The organism is Duganella sp. AC917, from assembly GCF_979258245.1.
In genome coordinates this window covers 2,506,183-2,525,990 of record NZ_OZ409848.1, presented here as the reverse complement: position 1 = coordinate 2,525,990, position 19,808 = coordinate 2,506,183, and the positions used below count along the sequence as shown (strand labels likewise).

At 63.9% G+C, this 19,808-nt stretch carries 13 protein-coding genes and 1 pseudogene; 7 read left to right on the top strand and 7 right to left on the bottom strand.

Annotated elements, in window-relative coordinates:
* The first annotated feature begins 1 nt into the window (after nt 1).
* The 5 genes from ACZ0BA_RS10875 (at nt 2) to ACZ0BA_RS10855 (ending at nt 7,717) form a co-directional block, all read left to right on the top strand.
* Nucleotides 2-1,120 (top strand): ABC transporter ATP-binding protein, encoded by a 1,119-nt coding sequence (locus ACZ0BA_RS10875; protein ID WP_463451294.1) that lies wholly within the window; start codon nt 2-4, stop codon nt 1,118-1,120.
* Nucleotides 1,117-2,052 (top strand): carbohydrate kinase family protein, encoded by a 936-nt coding sequence (locus ACZ0BA_RS10870; protein WP_463451293.1) that lies wholly within the window; start codon nt 1,117-1,119, stop codon nt 2,050-2,052. The genes ACZ0BA_RS10875 and ACZ0BA_RS10870 overlap by 4 nt, the downstream gene beginning before the upstream one ends.
* Nucleotides 2,053-2,140: 88 nt before the next feature.
* Nucleotides 2,141-4,999: a TonB-dependent receptor gene (locus ACZ0BA_RS10865; protein WP_463451292.1), complete on the top strand. Its 2,859-nt coding sequence runs from the start codon at nt 2,141-2,143 to the stop codon at nt 4,997-4,999.
* Between the two features lie 108 nt (nt 5,000-5,107).
* Nucleotides 5,108-7,402 carry an FdhF/YdeP family oxidoreductase gene (locus tag ACZ0BA_RS10860; protein ID WP_463451291.1) on the top strand — a complete coding sequence of 765 codons (2,295 nt, stop codon included), beginning with the start codon at nt 5,108-5,110 and terminating at the stop codon, nt 7,400-7,402.
* A 72-nt stretch (nt 7,403-7,474) separates the two neighbouring features.
* A complete protein-coding gene (locus ACZ0BA_RS10855; RefSeq protein ID WP_463451290.1) occupies nt 7,475-7,717 on the top strand; it encodes a hypothetical protein in 243 nt (80 codons plus the stop codon).
* A 32-nt stretch (nt 7,718-7,749) separates the two neighbouring features.
* Here ACZ0BA_RS10855 and ACZ0BA_RS10850 read toward each other — a convergent pair whose 3' ends face one another.
* Entirely contained in the window at nt 7,750-7,986 is a 237-nt protein-coding gene (locus tag ACZ0BA_RS10850; protein ID WP_463451289.1) for a hypothetical protein, read from the bottom strand.
* Nucleotides 7,987-8,184: 198 nt separating this feature from the next.
* Between ACZ0BA_RS10850 and ACZ0BA_RS10845 the strand changes: the two genes are divergently transcribed.
* A complete protein-coding gene (locus ACZ0BA_RS10845) occupies nt 8,185-8,508 on the top strand; it encodes a hypothetical protein (protein WP_463451288.1) in 324 nt (107 codons plus the stop codon).
* Between the two features lie 93 nt (nt 8,509-8,601).
* Nucleotides 8,602-10,602 (top strand): TonB-dependent receptor, encoded by a 2,001-nt coding sequence (locus ACZ0BA_RS10840; protein ID WP_463451287.1) that lies wholly within the window; start codon nt 8,602-8,604, stop codon nt 10,600-10,602.
* 25 nt (nt 10,603-10,627) lie between these two features.
* Here ACZ0BA_RS10840 and ACZ0BA_RS10835 read toward each other — a convergent pair whose 3' ends face one another.
* The 6 genes and pseudogenes from ACZ0BA_RS10835 to ACZ0BA_RS10810 all read right to left on the bottom strand — a co-directional run bounded on the left by ACZ0BA_RS10835 (nt 10,628) and on the right by ACZ0BA_RS10810 (nt 19,758).
* Nucleotides 10,628-11,083 carry a hypothetical protein gene (locus ACZ0BA_RS10835; RefSeq protein ID WP_463451286.1) on the bottom strand — a complete coding sequence of 152 codons (456 nt, stop codon included), beginning with the start codon at nt 11,081-11,083 and terminating at the stop codon, nt 10,628-10,630.
* Between the two features lie 223 nt (nt 11,084-11,306).
* Nucleotides 11,307-11,960, bottom strand: a complete 654-nt coding sequence (locus ACZ0BA_RS10830; RefSeq protein WP_463454741.1) for a carboxylesterase family protein — start codon at nt 11,958-11,960, stop codon at nt 11,307-11,309.
* A 45-nt stretch (nt 11,961-12,005) separates the two neighbouring features.
* Nucleotides 12,006-15,488 (bottom strand): annotated as a pseudogene (locus ACZ0BA_RS10825) (carboxylesterase family protein); the annotation flags it as partial.
* 78 nt (nt 15,489-15,566) lie between these two features.
* Nucleotides 15,567-16,652: a WD40/YVTN/BNR-like repeat-containing protein gene (locus tag ACZ0BA_RS10820; protein ID WP_463451285.1), complete on the bottom strand. Its 1,086-nt coding sequence runs from the start codon at nt 16,650-16,652 to the stop codon at nt 15,567-15,569.
* Between the two features lie 27 nt (nt 16,653-16,679).
* A complete protein-coding gene (locus ACZ0BA_RS10815; RefSeq protein WP_463451284.1) occupies nt 16,680-18,041 on the bottom strand; it encodes a DUF1329 domain-containing protein in 1,362 nt (453 codons plus the stop codon).
* Between the two features lie 13 nt (nt 18,042-18,054).
* Nucleotides 18,055-19,758, bottom strand: a complete 1,704-nt coding sequence (locus ACZ0BA_RS10810) for a DUF1302 domain-containing protein (protein ID WP_463451283.1) — start codon at nt 19,756-19,758, stop codon at nt 18,055-18,057.
* Nucleotides 19,759-19,808 lie beyond the last annotated feature (50 nt).

Here is a 19,808-nt window from a genome sequence, read left to right as displayed (position 1 = left end):
GATGGCCACAATCGCATTGCAAGGGGTAGGGAAAACCTATCCGGGTAAAGAGTCGCAATACATTCTGCGGGGCGTCGACTTCACGATTGAAGATGGCGAGTTCGTGGTGTTGGTCGGTCCTTCTGGCTGCGGAAAATCGACGCTGCTGCGGATGATCGCGGGGCTGGAGGAAATCAGCGCCGGCGAAATCCGCATCGATGGCGTGACGGTGAACGACACGCCACCCGCCAAGCGCGGGTTGTCGATGGTATTCCAGAGCTATGCCTTGTATGCGCACATGAGCGTATTCGAGAACATCGCCTTTGGCCTGCGGCTGGCGCGGGTGCCCAAGGCGGAAATCAAGGTCGCCGTGCATGCGGTGGCGAAGATGCTGCAAATGGAACACCTGCTCGATCGTCGTCCGCCGCAGCTGTCCGGCGGGCAGCGGCAGCGTGTCGCCATCGGCCGCGCCATCGTGCGCAAGCCGCGCGCGTTCCTGTTCGACGAGCCGCTGTCCAATCTGGATGCCGCGCTGCGTGCCGATATGCGCGTGGAGATCGCCCGCCTGCACAAGCAACTCGGCGCCACCATGGTCTACGTGACGCACGATCAGGTCGAGGCGATGACCCTGGCCGACCGCATCGTCGTGCTGGGACCCGCCGGCGTGCAGCAGATCGGCGCGCCGATGCATCTGTACGACCATCCGGCCAATGTGTTCGTCGCCGGCTTTATCGGCAGCCCGAAGATGAATCTGGCCCCCGGTTCCCTTGGCGCGGACAGCCGCTTGCGGATCGGCGCCGCAGGGCTGGACTGGCCGGCGCCGGCCCTAGCGCAGGCGGGCACCGTCACCGTCGGCATCCGCCCGGAGCATCTGGTGGCGGACCCGCAAGGCGCGATACAGGGCGAGGTAATCCTGGTCGAAAGACTGGGCGCGGAATCCTATGTGCACCTCGCCGTCCCCGGCCTGGCCAAGCCGTTGATGGTGGTCGTCAAGGGCGAGCCGCCTGCCGCCAACGCCGCGTGGCGCGTCAGTCCCATGGCCGGCAGGGTGCACGTTTTCGACGGAGCTGGCTTGCGGATCGAGCCAGGGAATGTAAACAACAGGGCGGCCGGCGTTGCCGGCGCAGCGGAGGCGGCATGATCATTGTATGTGGCGAGGCTTTGTTCGATGTGTTTTCCGACGGCGATACCGACACCGGTTTCGCGTTGTCGGCGCGGGTGGGTGGCTCCCCCTTCAATCTGGCGATCGGCCTGGCGCGGCTGGGCCGGCGGCCCACGTTCTTCGGCGGGCTGTCGGCGGATCTGTTTGGCCGCAAGCTGGCCGGTACGTTGTCGCGTGAAGGCGTGGACATCTCCTGCGCGCCACGGCCGGATGCGTCAACGGCGCTGGTGACCATCGATGTGGACGCGCACGGCGTGCCGGCCTACACCTTGTACGGAAGCCAGACCGCCGAACGTTCCGTGACCACCGCGCACCTGGAACAAGTGCCGCTGGATGCGGCGGCGGTGCATGTAGGCTCCTATTGCATGGCTGTGGAACCGGTCGCGTCGACCCTGCGTACCCTGGTCACGCGCCAGCATGGCCGAAGCCTGATCGCTTTCGATCCCAACGTGCGGCTGACGATTCAGCCTGACCGCAAAGTCTGGACCGACGCCATCGCGTGGATGCTGCCGAAGACGGACCTGCTGAAGATCAGCGACGAGGATATCGGCCATCTGTATCCCAGCCTGTCGCCGCGCGCCTTCATCGACATGGCGCTGGATGCCGGCGTGGCGCTCGTGGTGGTCACACGCGGTGGCGATGGTGTGCTCGCCGCGACCGCGACGCTGGCGCTGGAACTGCCGGCCCTGACGATCGGCGTAGTCGATACCGTCGGTGCCGGCGATACCTTCCAGGCGGCCTTGCTGGCGCACCTGGACGAACAAGACTTGTTGACCCGCGCCGCGGTGCGGAACCTGGACGCACCGACATTGCAAGCGGCGCTGGCCTTCGCCGGCCGCGCCGCCGCCATTACCTGTTCCCGGCGCGGCGCCGACATGCCGCGACTGGAGGAGGTGCGCGACTGCCGATAAACCCTTGTAACCCTCATGACAACGTTGGACAACCAAAACTTGCACAAGCCGTCGCAGCGCGGCTGATAATCATAAAAGGAGATGCAAAATGACTTACCCTATCAATCGATACAACCGTTACATCATCCGTTCGGCGGCACTGGCGATCTGCCTGGCGCCGGCGCTGGTGTTCGCGCAGCAGAACAGCATCGCCGCCCCTGCCGCCGCCGCAGTCAGTGGCCAGCAAACCGCCGACGCCACCGGCGCCGATCCGTCGGCCGTCGTCATCGTCACCGGCGTGACCAAATCAACGACCAAGAAAAACGCGACGTTCTCGATCAATACCCTGACGGCGGAGGAGATCCAGCGCCTCGCGCCGATGAGCACCGCCGATATGCTGGCCAACTTCCCGGGCATTTACTCGGAGGGCGGCGCCGCCGGCGAGGCCAGTAACAACATCACGGTGCGCGGCTTGCCTGTCACGGGCGGCTATCGCTTCGCGCCGCAACTGATCGACGGCTTGCCAGCCTTCGAGGAGCCGGAGGCGCCGTTCATGAACAACGACGTCTTCATCCGCGACGACCTGATGACCGAGAGCGTGGAGCTGGTCAAGGGTGGTCCGGGCGGCATCCTGTATTCGAATGGCCTGGGCGCGACCGTCAACCACGTCACCCGTACCGGCGGCGACCATCTCGCGGGCGGCTACAAGATCGAGTACGCCGACTATGGCTTCATCCGGCAGGACGCTTTTGTCTCCGGCCCGTTGACACCCAACCTGACCGGCGCCGTCGGCGGCTTCTATCGCCGCAGCGACGGCGTGCGCGACACCGGCTACACGGCCGACCGGGGCGGCCAGGTACGCGGCAATCTTGTCTACACCAGCAACGATCGCAAGACCACCTTGCGCGGCGACGCGCTGGTGATCAACGACCGCACCGCGTTCTACCAGAACCTGCCGATTTCCGTGCCGCGTTTCGTCAACCCGGGCACGCCGGCCAATCCGACCAAGATCAACCAGGACACGATCGAACCGCTGGGGATAGACTTCGCGCACGGCACCACCGCGTCGCCGTACAACCGCAAGTTCAATATGATCGGCGAGTACGGCACCCGGACGATCGACCAGGCCGACGGCATCCATCCGGATTTCAAGCTCTTCACGTTGAGCGGTTCGCACGAGTTAAAGGATGGCTGGAAGCTCTCCGCCGGCTTGCGTCACACCACCGGCACCAATGGCTTTAACGCCGTCTTCACCGGTAACGACACCGCGACGTCGACCAACTTCCTCAATGCGCGCTATCAGAACGACGTGATCTCGCCCGCACACGGCGCTGCGCTGGCGTGCAACCTGAATAATCCCAAACTGGTCGGCTTCTTCAATGTGCCGAGCAGAGAGGGTTGCGGCGCATTGGCCAACATCAGCCGCGAAGATTTCATCCGTCGCTACGCCAAGGCGACCGGCGTGGCCGGACGCTATCTGAACGACGGCACGCCGGTACCGGCATCGGCGAATCTGAACTTCATGATCCCGTTTGTCGCCGACGTCGACGCCTCCAGCACCTCGCTGGACCTGAAGACGCAAAAGTCCTTCGAACTGAAAGGCGCGCATGATCTGACGGTCGGCGTGTACAAGAGCCGCTACAGCTACAAGCCGAACTTCCAGCAGGCGCTGTTGGTCAGCGACGTCTCCAATCAATCGCGCCCGGTCGATCTGATCGCGGTGGACGCGCAAGGCAACCAGGTCGGTCCAAGCCTGACCCAGGGCGGAGCGATCCTGCCGGGATGGGGTGGTTTTGTCAGCGACATCCGGGGCGACGGCAACGCCGCTTATCTGCTCGACCACTGGGAAACCATGGGCAACAAGCTGAAGATCGATGCCGGCGTGCGTTGGCAGAACCTCAAAGCGGACGGGGTGCGGCGCGACCGCAACGTCATCACCGATCTGACGCCAGCCAATGTGGTTGTCGGTTCGACCCAGGACACGACGGCCGACAATGAGGTGAGCCTGCCGGGCGCTCCGCAGACCTTGAACAAGACGTATCACGGCTTTGGCTGGTCGCTGGGCGGTAACTACAGCTTCAGCAAGGCGTTTGCCGTGTATGGCCTGGCGTCCGACTCCTTCCGGCTGCCTAGCCTGGAGGATATCAACAACCTGACCACGGCGACGGCGACCGTCGTCAATGGCCGGACGGTGGAAGTCAGCGCCGTGGAGCATATCCGCCAGTACGAGATGGGCTTCCGCTACCTGACGCGTGGTTTTGGCGCCTCGGTCGCGGCGTTTTATAACAAGTTCTCGCCGCGCAGCGCTGTCAACATCTACAAGGATATCCAGTCATCGCAATGCACCAGCGCCGGCGGTGTCACGCAGATCAATTCCTGCCCGGATGTGGCGCAGCTGTATCAGCGCGGTATCCAGAACGTCGGCGCGGAAGTCGAGTTGTCGTGGCGTCCGGCCGCTGTCCAGGGGCTGGAATTGAAGGGCAATATGGTGATGCAGAATCCGAAAGTCAAAGGCGCCAGCTATACGACCACCCAGGAGGACAAGGACGCGCAGGGCGTCATCACCGGTTATCACTACGTGCAGGTCAGCGAGGACGGTCGTCGTCCGCGCCGTTTGCCGAAGGTGATGTTCAACTTCATGCCGTCGTTCGATCTCAAGCCGTTGACCGACATCCCGGTGAGCGTGTACGCGCAGTACCAGCATTACGGTTCGCGGTTCTCCGAGGCGTCCGACACCAACGTGACCCTGTTCCCGTCGTATCACATCATCAACGCGGGCGCGCAATACCAGATCACGGAGCGTCTGAGCGCGCACCTGCACGTGGCCAACCTGACCAACCAGTTGTCGTTCACCGAAGGCGACCCGCTGTTCAACGACTTGCTGTCGCCGGACGGTTCGCGCAATCGTGGCGTGGCCAGGCCGCTGTTTGGACGCACTTTGCGGTTCAGTCTCACGTATATGTTCTAAGTTGACCCGCAAACGCCGGCCTCCATGTCATCCGCTTAGTGCGCTGACATACAGAGGCTGGCGGTCCCGCCCCCTAGAATGGACCGATATTCTTACCAAGGACGGTCCATGAAATCCACCACGCCAGAACCCTATCCCCATCCCGCAGGCGGATGGGGTTCGGTGAAGAAGGTCGCCACCGCGCTGCTGACCGAGCATGTGCCGTTCGAGGGCAGCAAGCTGCTGATCCACTTGAATAAGACCGATGGCGTGGCCTGCGTCAGCTGCGCGTGGGCCAAGCCGGCCAATCCGCATCCATTCGAGTTTTGCGAGAGCGGCGCCAAGGCCACCGCGTGGGAAGTCACGGGTAAGCGCTGCGACACCGCCTTCTTCGAAAAGCACACGGTCGGCGAGCTGCTAGGCTGGAGCGACCATCAACTGGAATCGGTGGGGCGTTTGACCACCCCATTGCGCTGGGACGCGGCAAGCGACCGCTATGTGCCGGTCGACTGGGACAGCGCGTTCGCAGAAATCGGCCGCGAACTGAAGGCGCTGGCGCCGCGCTCCACGGTTTTCTATTGCTCCGGTCGCGCCTCGCTGGAGTCGTCATATATGTACCAGCTGCTGGCGCGGCTCTATGGTTGCAATAACCTGCCGGACAGCTCCAATATGTGCCACGAGAGCACCTCCGTGGCGCTGCCCAAGACCATCGGTGTACCGATCGGCACCGTGTCGCTTGAGGACTTCGAGCACACCGACTGCATCCTGTTCTTCGGCCAGAACGTCGGCACCAACAGCCCCAGGATGCTGCACCAGTTGCAGGAGGCGCGCCGCAGGGGCATCCCGATCATCACCTTCAATCCGCTGCGCGAGACCGGCCTGCTGCACTTCGCCAATCCGCAGTCGCCGGCCGAAATGCTGACCCCCGCCGAGACCACCATCAGCACCCACTATTTACAGGTGCGGGCCGGCGGTGACAGCGCGGCGATACTTGGCTTGTGCAAGGCCTTGATCGCGGCCGACGACGCGGCGCTCGCCGCTGGCGCGCCACGCGTGCTGGATACAGGCTTCATCGCCGAGCATACCTCCGGGCTGGATGCGCTGGTCGAACGCGCACGCACCGAAAGCTGGAGCGAGATTGAGCGGCACTCTGGCCTGGCGCGCTGCGACCTGGAGGAGGTGGCGGCCGTCTATGCCAGCGCGAGCAAAGTGATCGGCGTGTTCGGCATGGGCCTGACCCAGCACCGGCTGGGCGTACAGAATGTGGAGATGCTGTCTAACCTGCTGCTCTTGCGCGGCAATATCGGCAAGCCGGGCGCGGGGATCTGTCCTGTGCGCGGCCATTCCAACGTGCAGGGCCAGCGCACCGTCGGCATCACCGAGAAGCCGGAACTGGCGCCACTCGACCAGCTGGCGAAACAGTATGGTTTCGAGCCCCCGCGCGACAAGGGCCTCAATACCGTCGAGACCTGCGAGGGCGTGCTCGATGGGTCGGTGCAGGCGTTCATCGCTCTGGGAGGCAACTTCGTGCGCGCCGTGCCCGACACCGAGCGCGTGGAAGCGGCCTGGTCGCGGCTGCGGCTGACCGTGCAGGTCGCGACCAAGCTCAACCGCAGCCATCTGGTACATGGCGCGGTCTCGTACATCCTGCCGTGTCTGGGGCGGCTGGAGATCGACCGGCAGGCCGGCGGCGAGCAGTCGGTGGCAGTCGAGGACAGCACCGGCCACATGCACGGCTCGAAGGGCAGGGCGGAGCCGGCCGGTGAACTGTTACGCTCGGAGCCGGCGATCATCGCCGGGTTGGCGAAGGCGACCCTGCCAGCGTATCCCGCCATCGACTGGGATGCCTGGGTGGCCGACTATGCGACCATCCGCGACGCCATCGCCGAGACGTATCCGGAGATTTTCCATGATTTCAACGCGCGCATGTGGACGCCCGGCGGATTCCGCCGACCGCTGCCCGCCGCCGAGCGCAAATGGAAGACGCCGAATGGCCGCGCCAACTTCATCGCGCCGACGGTGCTCGATGCCGATCCCGACCAGTTGCTGCCGGGCGGCGACGTGCTGCGGTTGTTCACGGTGCGCAGCGACAGTCAGTTCAACACTACGATCTATAACGAGAACGACAGTTTTCGCGGCATTCAAGGCGGCAGGCGGGTGCTGCTGATCAATGCGGCGGATATCGCGCGGCTGGGGCTGAAGGAGGGCGACCTGGTCGATGCCAGCGCGGTCACCGGTGACAATATCGCGCGTAAGGTGCCAGGGTTGCGGCTGGTAGCGTACAACGTGCCGACTGGATGCGTGGCTGGATATTTCCCTGAGTGCAATCCTTTAATGGCGTTGGAGCATCACGCACTGGAGAGCATGGTGCCGGCGGCAAAGTCGATCGCCATACGGATCAGCCTTTCACAAGCGGCGGGGTGAGCTGGCGAACATACGGATGAGCATTGCAGGCGTACACTTAATTCTGTTAAATATTTTTAGTGGAATTGAAAAATGCCTTTATCAGACCGCCGAAAACCCACCGCTACCGCCGCCATCATCGAGGAAGCGCTGGAACTGCTTCCGCAAGAAGGTTTGCAGCCCGCAGCAGAGTACGCCATGAGCCATGGCGTGCCGCGGCATATCGTGTACAAGGTGCTGAGCGCCGCGCCGGAGAACCAGCGCAGCAATTTTTCGCGCAGGAAGCGGGACGCCGTGGTTGATGCGGTCGGACTGACGCAGGCCGAGGCCGCTTAAATCCTAGGCGGCCCCGGGTGCTACCGCGTCGTTCAATGCGATGCGGGGGTGTTCGCTTCCGGCATAGGCATAGGCGCCGGGGCGCGCGTTGCCGGAGGTGGCAATTCATTGCCTGGCACCGGCGGGGTGATGTTGCCGGCGTCGGATGCGGCGCCTATCTTTGTTTCCGGCGTGACCGGATCGACATCCTGCTTCTTGCAGCCACTGACGGCGGCTGCGGCAAGGATCATTGCCAAGGCGAATTTTGCCGGTGCGGTGAGCTTTTTCATCATGTTCTCCTTATCGATGGGTGTGCCCCATCGTATCTACTGATGAGCTCGACCGCTGTCGGCGTGCAAGCGGCTTGCATGTAGGACTGATCCTCCTTGCTCCAAAGCACACCCCTTTTTTGTGCGTTGCGGTTAGAATAATGCCTTCGTTCCCTCACCGGCCAACTCCGACCGATGCATCGCCGTCCAATTATTCATGTGTTTCTCGCGTTCCTGCTGCTGTTCACGCAGCAGATCGGGGCGACGCACGTCTATTCGCACTGGATCGGCATAACGCAGTCCACGCAGTCCGGCGCGGAATTCAGTAGCGAAGAACAGGCCGAACACCGCAAGCGCATCGCGGTGCACAAGGTCTGCGCAGAATGCGTCACCGTCGCCCAGTTGGCGGCGGCGTTGACCTCGCCGCCGGTGGCCATCGCCATCGTCGCCATCGGCAGCGGCGTGGTCGCCACGCCGGCCACCCTTACCGCCTGCGAACGCACCGTTTGCGTCTTCCAGTCCCGCGCTCCCCCTCTGGCCTGACACCCGAAATCCGTCCTGAATTTTGCGTCATCGTGGTCCGGCTTCGTCCATCCACGGTGCGACCTGTCATGTTTTTTAGCTAGAGGTTTACCCATGAATATCCCACGCACGCTGCTGGCCAGCGCGATCCTGTCCGCCTTGTCCACCCTGGCGCACGCGCAATCCACCGCCGCCAAGTCCACCGACGCCGCCGTACCGCGCGTCATCGTCACCGCCACGCCTTTCGGTGATTCCGATAGCGACCAGATTCTGACCCCGGCCAAGGTGCTGGCGGGTGACGAGTTGCGCGACAAGGTGGGCAGCTCGCTCGGCGAGACGCTGTCGCAGGAGCTGGGCGTGTCGGCTTCGGCCTTCGGCGCCGGCGCCTCGCGTCCGATCATTCGCGGTCTGGAAGGCGCGCGCGTCAAGATGCTGGAGAACGGCATGGCCGTTTCCGACGTATCGGGTCTGTCGAACGACCACGCGGTGGCCGGCGAAGGCGCGGTGGCGCAGCAGATCGAAATCCTGCGCGGCCCAGCGGCGCTGCTGTACGGCTCTGGCGCCATCGGTGGACTGGTGAACGTCGTCAATGAACGCATCCCCACTGTGCTGGAACCGAAGCTCACCGGTCAACTGGAGGCGCGCGGCAGCACGGTTGACGACGGCCGCAATGCTTCCGGTACGCTGGACGGCTCGGTGGGCAAGATGGCCTGGCACGTGGACGGCAACGCGCGCAACACCGACGACTACAAAATTCCGGGCAACCGAGTGCTGAACGATCCCGACTCGACGTCCGGCCGCCTGCCGCATTCGGAGACGCGCCAGCGCAGCGCCGGTGTCGGCTCGTCGTATGTCGACAGCTGGGGCTTCGCCGGCGTCTCGGTGTCGCACCTCACCAATCTGTATGGCATCCCTAGCGATGAAGGTTCGAAGATCGATCAAAAGCAGACCCGCTACGACTTCGACAGCCTGGTGAAAGCACCGCTGCCGGGCTTCGAATCGTTCAAGTTCAAGGCCGGCTATACCGACTACCAGCACGCGGAGCTCAACGACGAGAACCTGCCGGAAGTGATCTTTAAAAACCGCTCGCTGGAAACGCGCGCGGAACTGACGCACAAACCGGTCGCCGGCTGGCACGGCACTTTCGGCGTGCAGACGGAGAATACGCACTTCTCGGCACTGAGCGCGGAAGGCGGCGCCGATACGGTGCCCGTCACGCATTCGACGTCCAACGCAGCCTTCCTGGTGGAGGAGACCGACGTCGGCGTGGTGCGCGTGAACGCCGGCGCGCGGGTTGAACAAGTCAAGCGCAAGCCGGTCACCGGCATCGATCGCTCGTTCAACCTGAAATCGGCGTCGGTCGGCGGCATGTGGCCATTCGTGCCGGGCTATGGCCTCGGCGCGACCTTGTCGTACGCGCAGCGCGCGCCGGCCACCGAGGAACTGTATTCGGCCGGTCCGCACGACGCCACCGTCACGTTCGATATCGGTGACGCCGATTTCAACAAGGAGACCTCGCGCAATATCGAGCTGTCGCTGCAGAAGACCACGGGCCTGGTGCGCTGGAAGGCGAACCTGTTCCGCAACAAGGTCAGCGATTTCATTTACGGCCAGATCACCGGTCAGCTGGTGGACGAAGAGGGCAACCCGGGCGACGAACTGCGTCAGCGTATCTTCCGTCAGGCCGATGCCACCATCCAGGGCGCCGAGGCGGAGCTGGAGTACAACCCGCACGGCGCCGGCTGGTCGGGCCGCGTATTTGCCGATACCACGCGCGGCAAGCTGGATCAGGGCGGCAGCCTGCCGCTGCAACCGGCTACCCGCGTCGGCGCCAGCGCCGGCTACAAAATGGGGCAATGGCGCGCCGGCCTGTCGCTGGTGCACGCGCAGTCGCAGGACCGGCTGGCGTCCTTCGAAAGCAGCGTTACGCCGAGCTATAACCAGGTCAACGCCAATGTGTCGTACACGCAGAAGGTCGGCGCTTACGATTTGACGTGGTTCCTGCTGGCGAAAAACCTGACCAACGACGAGATTCGCGTATCGACGTCGGTGTTGAAGGATATCTCGCCGCTGCCGGGCCGTAACGTGGTCTTCGGCGTGCGCGCGAAGTTCTAAACAGTTGTGGTTGACGGCATCGGCATCAATCGACGATGCCGATGCCATGGTTGATCGATTCGACGATCATGTTTTCCGCCGCGTGCGTGATGTTCTCGTGGCGGAAAAAATTGTAGACGAAGACGCCGCTCGGCGTTCCCTTCAAATCGCCGTCGCAATAGACGCGCGCATTCCAGTCGGCGCCATGGCCGACGCTATACGTTCCGAGATATGAAAACGTCCGTCCGTCGGTGGCGCGGATGTACGAACCCTTGATCGGCCATTGATCGAGCCAGTAGGTGGCCAGTTGGGCCGCGTAGCGATTGGCGTCTGGCGGCGAGCCGAATTCCTCCGACAGGCAGGTTTGCTCATGCACCATCTCGCAGGCCGACGTGGTGCCGCGATATATGCGGAAACGTGGCCGGTACTTGCCATCGTCGGATTTGACCGGCGTACAGACTATGTAGTGGCCATCGCGTGCGAATGAATTTGACTCAGCCATCTAGACTCTCGCTTCAAAGAACCACTGGTTTTCAGCCTGTTTGTCGCGCTGCACAAGACACGTTGCGTCTGCGTTATACGCTGCCAGAGCCCGGATTTCACGCTGCTTTGCCCGGATATGTGCTGAAAGAGTAGCATAAGGAAGCGTTGTTATTCAATCGGGACATGACATCACTGCAAAAATAATATTGCACCGCAGCATTGGCTGTGCGGGCGCATGCTGGTCAGGGCCAATAGGTCGGCTTCAACATTTCCGGCTGCCCGGTGTAGCCGTGTTTGCGGGCGAAGGCGGCCAGCACCGGCGCCGCCTCGCGGTCCCCGAAGATCGACCACACGAACATGCGCCCATACAGTTCGCTGCGTTCGCGCGGATCGTTTTGCATCGACGCGTCCTGCGCCAGCAGGGTTTTCAGCGCGGCGACGCTGCCATCGTGCGTCACCATCCGCGTGCCGCCATCCTTGCGCGTGTCGAACACCATCAGGCGCGGGTGCGACGTGTTGGCGCTCCAGCGGCGCCACTCCGGTAGCGCCGCACCGCCAGGCTCACCATGCCGGGCGAAATGCGTCCAGTAGCCGGCCATCGCGTCCGACACCTCCTTGCGTCCCGGCAGATTGGCTGGCGTGAAGGAGCGGAATGGATCGAACTCGCCATCCAGATCGCGAAGCACAAACGCCACCTCAAGCACGTGGGCCGCGCCCAGCAGAATTTGCGGCTGGATCAGCGGTATCGCCGGCTGCTCGTCCCAGTCGAAGCGATAGACCCAGACGTCTTGATGGCCCGAGGCGATCATCGCGCTCGCCGGTTCGAGCGCGCAGGTGGTTTGCCACAGGTCGGACATATAGGCCGCGTGGCGCTGGTAGCGGGCGCGGTTGCGCATCACCGGCAGCTTCCCGAACAGCATGCGCACGTAGTCGGGATTATTCGACATGAAGGTCTTGTATTCGTCGCGGTTTGTGCCGACGATGAATGGCACCGCGTTGTATCGGCTGCGGTCCGAGAACACGTCGGCCAGCGGCATGGCCGGCAGCACATGGCCATCCTGCACGACAGTGGGCGAGTCGTAAAAATTGAGCGCGCCTTGCTTGACCGGCGCCAGCAAGGCTTGCGGCGACAACCCGCGTACAAATGCTTCGATGTCGTCCGCCGTCATCGACGCGATCAGCGCCTTGGCGGCGGCGCGGTCGGCGGCCCGGCCATCCCGTTGCAGCCATTCGCATAGCAGCTCGCGGGAGCTGACGGCGTGGCCCGGTTGCGCGTCATCGATGTAGTTGCGCGCCTGAGCGACCGTGTAACTGGCCGTTATCGGCGATTGTGCGATCGCCTTGTGGAACAGGCCAGCGGCCAGCGGACTGGCAAGCAGCGTGAAGACATTCAGGCCGCCGGCCGATTCGCCGAAGATGGTGACGTTGCGCGGGTCGCCGCCGAACGACGCGATATTCCGCTGCACCCATTTCAGCGCCGCGATCAGGTCCAGGGTACCGAAATTGCCGGAGCGGTCGGCCGGCGTGTCGTCCCCGTGCGCCAGCTCCTCGAGATTGAACCAGCCGAAAATACCGAGGCGGTAGTTGGCCGACACCACGATCACCTGGTCGTGTCCCGCCAGGTTGCGCAGCGTGGTGTAGGTGGCGGCGGTGCCCGAGGAGTTGGCGCCGCCATGGATCCAGAACATCACCGGCAAGGCCTCGGCGACCCGTCTCGGCGCGAAGATGTTGAGCGACAGGCAGTCCTCGGAGCCTGCCGGCAGGCCCCATCGTTCCGGCGGCAACTCCAGCGTGACGCCGCCCGGCTGCATGGCCGCTGGTCCGCAGGCGGTCGCCTGGCGCACGCCGTCCCACGGCAGCGCGGGGCGGGGCGCCTTCCAGCGCAGCGGCCCGACCGGCGGCTGCGCATACGGCACGCCGAGCCAGGCGTGCGTGCCATGCAAATCTTCGCGGCCGATCATGGCGCCCGTCTCGGTGTGGCGCAGCGACTCGGGGGCGGGCGTCGCCGGATGCGCGGGATCGGCTTTGGCGCCCGGGGGCGACTTGTGTTGCGCCTTCCCCGGCATCAGGAAGTGCGCCAGCGCGGGAACCAGAACCAGGGCGCCCACCATATTCCACAAGAACATGAAGGCCAGCAGGATGCCCATGTCGGCCTGGAATTTGATCGACGAGAACAGCCAGGTCGCCACCGCGACCGCCAGTGTCACGCCGGTCAGGATGACCACGCGGCCGGTGAACTGCAGCGCGTGCAGATAGGCGGCCGACAGGCTGTCGCCGGCGCGCATGCGGCTCAACATCACGCTGAGCACATATAGCGCGTAGTCGACGCCGATGCCGACGCCCAGTGCGATCACCGGCAAGGTGGCTACCTTGACGCCCATGCCCAGCACCACCATCAGCACCTCGCACAGGATCGACGTTAGCACCAGCGGCAGCACCGCCACCAGCACCGCGCGCCAGGAGCGGAAGGTGGCGTAGCACAGCAGGATGACCGCGCCATAGACCCAGAACAGCATGTCGCGCATGGCCTTCTTGACGACGATATTGGTGGCCGCTTCGATGCCTGCGCTGCCGGCCGCCAGCTGGAACTGCACCTCCGGCGTGTTGTTGGCGGTGGCGAAGGCTTCGACGGCGTTCACCACGCGGGTCAGGGTTTCCGCCTTGTGATCCTTCAGATAAACATAAAGCGACAGCAGCGAGCAGCTTTGGTTAAAGAGCTCACGCGGTGCGCGGGTTTGCACGGCGCCCAGCGCGCCGGCGTTGGGGATCAGGTCGAACCATTTGAAGTTGCCCTCGTTGTAGCCGGTGGTGGCCAGTTTGCTCAGCGCGGCCATTGAGTTGGTCGAGTCGACACCGGGAAGCTGTTCCAGCTGCCACGCCAGTTCGTCCACCTTGGACAGCGTGCCGTATTGGGTGCACTGGTCGGGTGGCGTTTTGATCATCACGACGAAGATGTCGGAGCTGGCTGCGTAGTTGGAGACCAGGTAGCCGTTATCGCGGTTGTAACGCGAGTCCGCACGCAGCTCCGGCGCGCCCGGATCCAGATCGCCGACCTTGAGATTGAGACTATAGGCGAAACCAAGGACGCCCAGCAGCACGCTGGCTGCCACGGTAGCCGCCGCCCAGCGGCGTTGGGTGAAGCGGTCGAGGAAGGTCCACAGCCATGGCTGTTTCTTGCCGCTGCCGCTATCCGCCTGCAGGCTGCGTTGCGCGGCCTTTGCGCTGACGCCGGTGTACGACAGCAGCACCGGCAGCAAGACCAGGTTGGTGAAGATCAGCACCGCCACGCCGATACTGGCGATGACGGCGAGATCCTGGATCACCTTGATCTGGATGCTGACCAGTACCAGGAAGCCGACCGCATCGCACAGCAGCGCCGTCAGGCCGGCGGCGAACAGGCGGCGGAACGTGTAGCGGGCGGCGACCACCCGGTGCGTGCCGCGTCCCACGTCCTGCATGATGCCGTTCATTTTCTGCGCGCCGTGGCTCATGCCGATGGCGAACACCAGGAACGGCACCAGGATGGAGTACGGATCGAGCTCGTAGTGCAAGGTGGCGAGCAGGCCGCACTGCCACAACACCGCCACCAGCGAGCACACCACGACCAGCGTGGTGCTGCGCCAGCAGCGCGTGTACCAGAACAGCACACCGCCGCAGATGGCGATCGCCAGCACGAAGAACAGCAGTACCTGCTGCAGGCCTTCTATCAGGTCGCCGACGATCTTGGCGAATCCGGTGATGTGGATAGCGACGCCTTCCTTTTCGTATTTGGCACGGATTTTCTCCAGGCGTTCCGACAGAACGCGGTAGTCCAGCGGCTCGCCGGTCTGCGGTATCTTGTCCATCAACGGAACGAAGACGATGCTGGATTTGAAGTTGGCCGCGACCAGCTGGCCAATTTCGCCGGAACGGGCGACGTTGGCGCGCAACTGCTCCAGGCTCGCGGTGGAACCATCGTAGCCGTCCGGGATGACGGTGCCGCCGTCGAGTCCATCCTCGGTCACGGCGGCCCAGCGCGTGCTCGGAGTCCACAGCGATTTCATAAATGGCCGGTCGACCCCGGGCAGCAGGAACAATTCGTCGTTGAGGCGTTGCAGGGTGTCGAGGTAGGCGCGGTCGTAGATGGTGCCGTTCTTCGCTTCCACAGCGATACGCACCGAATTACCCAGGCCATTGAGATCGCTCTTGTTGGTCAGGTAGTTCACCACATACGGGTGGGCGCTGGGGATCATCTTTTCGAAGCTGGCATTGAGCTTGATCCGCGTGGCCTGGAAACCGAGCACGATCGTCGCCAGCAGGCAGAGGAAAATGACCAGTGGCCGATAGTTGAATAGCGCGCGCTCGCCCAGGTTGCCGGAAGCGGTGTCGAAGTCTTCGAGTCGCCGTGTGACCGGCTGTTGTTCCAAGTCGTTATCTGTGTTCATGATGCTCCAACCATGTTCGTATGAGTAAGGGCGTAGTCCGGATACGTTGTCCGGTCACTATTTCGCCAACGGCTGCGGCTACGGAATCCTGCGCACTCCGCGCAATCCGGCCACCACCAGCGCGCCGTCGCCCGCCTGCGCGACGGCGGCCAGCGGCAGCGCGGTACCGGGCTGCGCGACGAAAGTGCGGCCGTCGTCGCGGCTTACCAGCACGTCGCCGCCCTGGCTGACCAGCACCACGGTGCCGTCGCTCATGACGGTGCCGGCGGACAGCGAGGCCTGGACCCCGGTAGCGACCTGGCTCCAGGTCGCGCCCTGGTCGGCGGAACGGAACGCATTGCCACGCAAGCCGTAGGTCAGCAACACGCCTCCGCGCGCGGCGAGCAGCCCGAAATAACTGCCCTTGTAAGGCGTGGGCAGCGCTTTGAAACTGTCTCCGTTGTCGGTGGAACGCAGCAGCAGCCCTTGTTCCCCGGCGAGGTAGATGGCGCTGGCGGTACCGCGCATGCCATACAGGTGCAGGCCCTTCGGATTGGCGACGCGGCTTTGCCACGGCTGCCATGTGGCGCCGCCATCGACGGTGCGGAACATCATGTTGTACGCGCCCAGCACGTAGCCGCTGGTGGGACTGTCGAAGTGCAGATCGAGGAAAGGTTTGTCCGGACCGTCGTCGACGAGTCGCCTGGCGTCGGCCACCGCCTTGTCGCGATCCGGTCCGAAGGCGGCGTCGGCATCGCGCAGCACCAGCGCGGCGGCCTGTATGCCGTCGAGCTGCTTTTGCCAGGTGGCGCCGCCGTCTGTGGTTCGCAGCACCACGCCCTGATGACCGACCGCCCATCCGTTTTTGCTGTCGACGAACTGCAGCGCCGTCAGGCTTACGCTGACCGGCACCGCCGCCTGGCGCCACGACTTGCCGGCGTCGTCGGAGTACAGGATGATCCCACGCTCGCCGGCGGCCACCAGCCGCGTGCCGGCCGCGCCGACCGCCAGCATCGCTCCATGTAGCGCCTTGGGCGTGACCAATGCCGGCTGCCCGAGGGCCACCGGCGCCGCCGCCTTTGCGACGTTGTTAGCGTGGACGCCGCCGGCCCCTGGCGCCAGTATCAATGCCGCCGCCAGCGGCGCCATGCGCAAGCGCGTGAAGAGTGGATTCGATCTGACCATCATTTTTCCTTTCAGTGAGCCGGGACCTTAGCGTGAACCTTGATTCGCCAACTCTTCAGGGCCGAAGTAGCTGGCCGGCAGGCGCGGGATGACTTTGTACTGCGTCGGCATTTCGTTCGACGCCTCGTTCAGCAGATAGGCGCCGGTCTGCACGTTGTAGGTGCCCCACATGACGTTGCCCAGTACCGCCGGGATGTCCGGCGCCAGCAGGGTCAGTGTGTAGTTGCCGCGCCAGATCTGGCCCTGGGCGTCATAGCCGTCGACCATGATGATCTGCCAGGTGTCCTCGTCGAGGTAGTAGCGGCGCTTGGCCACCACGTGGCGCTTGCCGGGGATGAGGGTCGCTTCCACTTCCCAGACCCGGTGTAGCTCCCAGCGCACCAGGTCCGGATTGAGGAACTGCGGGCCGACCAGATCGGCGATCTTGGCGCTGCCGGCGCGGTTATTGTTATACGGGATGTACATTTCCTTTTTGCCCACCAGTTTCAGCTCGTGGTGGTCGATAGGCCCGAACAGCATGAACGCCTCATCGAACAAGCCGATGCCGGAGGTGACCGAATCGGGCGTGTCGTACGATACCGACGGTGCGCGGCGCACGCGGCGCTGGCCAACCAGGTATTGCCAGATGGCGCGCGGCTTGGCTTCGTTGATGCCGTCGTGGACCAGGATGCCTTCACCCGCCTTGGAGGCGGGCGCACGCGTGATCAGGCGGCCGAACTGATAGATGCCGTCGAATTTATCCAGGCTGCCGTCCTTGAAGTAGTAGGGCCGCATGAAGGTCTGTTCGGCCTCGGTGGCGGTGGCGCGCTTGCCGTCCGGGGTGACGATGACGGTCCGCAGCGGCATGATCGCCGCCTCGCCCGTCCAGGCCAGGCGGTGGTTCATGATCGCCTCGTAGCCGGTCTTGGGGATCGGGAACGGGATGCCGCCATAGGTGCCGTCGGCGCCGTAGCCGCCATCGACCGACTTGGCGCGTGTGGCGTTCTTGAACGTGTTCTCGTAGACCCAGGCCGGGGCACCGCCGGTGCGGTGGGTCGGATAGATGTCGAGCCGGTAGTTCGGGTACTTCTTCAGCATCGCCACCGTGGCGGCGGACAGCCTGGCCGTGTACTGGTCGACGTTCTTGCCGGTGATGGCCAGCACCGGCTTTTCCGCCGCGAACGGATCGGCGCGGAAGTCGCCCGGCTTGAAGCCCGCCGGCACCTTGGTGTAGGCGCCGTCCCAGGCCGGAATCGAGCCGTCCTTGTTGCCAGCCTTTTCGGCGCCCAGCGGCGTCAGGGTGGTTTGCAGCTTGGCCGCTTCGTCGGCGGTGACGGCGGCGCCGGCGTGCATCGGCAGTGCGGCGGTGATGGTCAGCGCGGCGGCGACGATTTTCAGGCTTGTTTTCATTTTAATTATGTCCTTAGAAAGAGCGTTTGATGTTGAAGGAGATGTAGTCGCGGTCCTTCAATGACTGGGCGTAGCTCAGGATCGGTGTGTTGGTGGCCGGGTTGTTCTTCAAAAAAGTGCCGGTCCCGCCGAGGAACTTGACGTAGCTGATGCCGAACTTCCAGTCCTGGTGGTAGGTGGCGTTGATGCCGATATTGAAGTCGCCGCCATGTTCGGCGCCGCCGTTGAAGTTGAAGATGGCGCGCGAGCGGCCATCGATGTTGTAGCCGATACCGATAGGGATCGTGATGTCCAGCCCATCGAGGACCTGGAAATAGGCCGGTTCGAAGATGACGCGTGCGGCGGTGGCGTCGCGCGTGGTGTTCGGGTCGAGCGATCCCTGGAAATCGACGCTGGTGGCGCGGTTCCATGCGATTTCTCCCAGCAGCGACGCGCCTTCGAAGAACGGGTTGGTCGGCATCACGTAGATCGCCGACAGATTGACGTGCGCTGTGTTGCCGACCGCGTAGGCCGGATTGCCGCTGTTGTTGGCGATCGAGCCGATGCCGTTACGGGACAGGAAATTGGGCGTCGGGTCGCTGACCAGCGGTGTGTTGCGGCGGATCGAGGCCTCGGCGGCGACGTTGGCCCCAAACAGCACGGTGCTGGCGCTGACGCCGAAGGTGCGGATGTTTTCGGCGTACACCGCTTGCACGGTGGACGGCGCGCCCGGCGGAAAGGATGGCGCGAAACCGAGGTAGAAGTAGGGCGACTTGTCGTGGTAGCGGGCCGCGTAGAAACCATATTCCACGTCGGATCCCGATGGTGCCCACTTGAGCTGCACGCCACCCTGGCCGGAGTTCTTCGCCTTCATATCCGGCTGCGTGATAAAGGCCGGCGCGCCGCTGTTGGTCGGCGCGACCAGGAAAGCGGTGGCGCCGGCGCCGGCGGCGTCGTAGGAACTGAGGTAGCTGCCCGCGCCCGGAATCTGCGTCGGACGCCATTCGAACTGGTAGTAGCCGCCGATGGAGACGGTGGGCGCCACTTGCAGCTGGCCCGAGACCTGGTTCACCGGGCGCAGGATCTCCTTGAATTGTGCGCCCGGTACGCTGAGCAGCTTGACCAGGTCGACCGGCCCCTGTGCGTTGGCGATGCCGTTGGCGCCGAAGAACAGGCTTTCGCCGTATTGCAGCGTGTGGCGGCCGACGCGGATGGTGCCGGGCAGCTCGCCCAGCGTACCCTTGGCGAACACGAAGGCGTCCAGCAGTTCGGCGTTGCGGCCGTGTAGCACCCTGGTGCCTTTGGCGAAGCGGTTCGCGTTTTGCCCATTCAGGGTGACCGCGTTGCTGGCGGAGGAGCCGTTGTCGTTGGTGCCCATATAGGCGTCGTCGTACCAGCCGGCGGCGCTGACGCGCATGCCCATGGTGCGGGTGCCGATGTCGAATTCGGAGAGCCAGTCGATCCGGCTTGAGACGATGCCCTTGTTGCGGAAGTTCTGGTTGCCGTCGTCCAGGTTATAGCCGGTGAAGTCGCCGGGACCGGCAGGCGCATAGCCGCCTGCCAGCAGGCGCGAATCGGCGTCGTTGAGGCGATAGGCGCCGCTGTATTTGAAGGTGTTGTTCCAGCTGATCTTCAGTTCCGGATTGGCGGTTTCGAAATCGTAGGCGTGGGCGGCGGGAAGGGTTGCCGTCACCGCCATTGCCAGTATGCTCCGGCTCAGGCTTTTTTTGGTTTGCATTGCTGTCTCCTGGTTTTAGTTATATGTAGTTGTAGGCGCAGTGGCTTTGG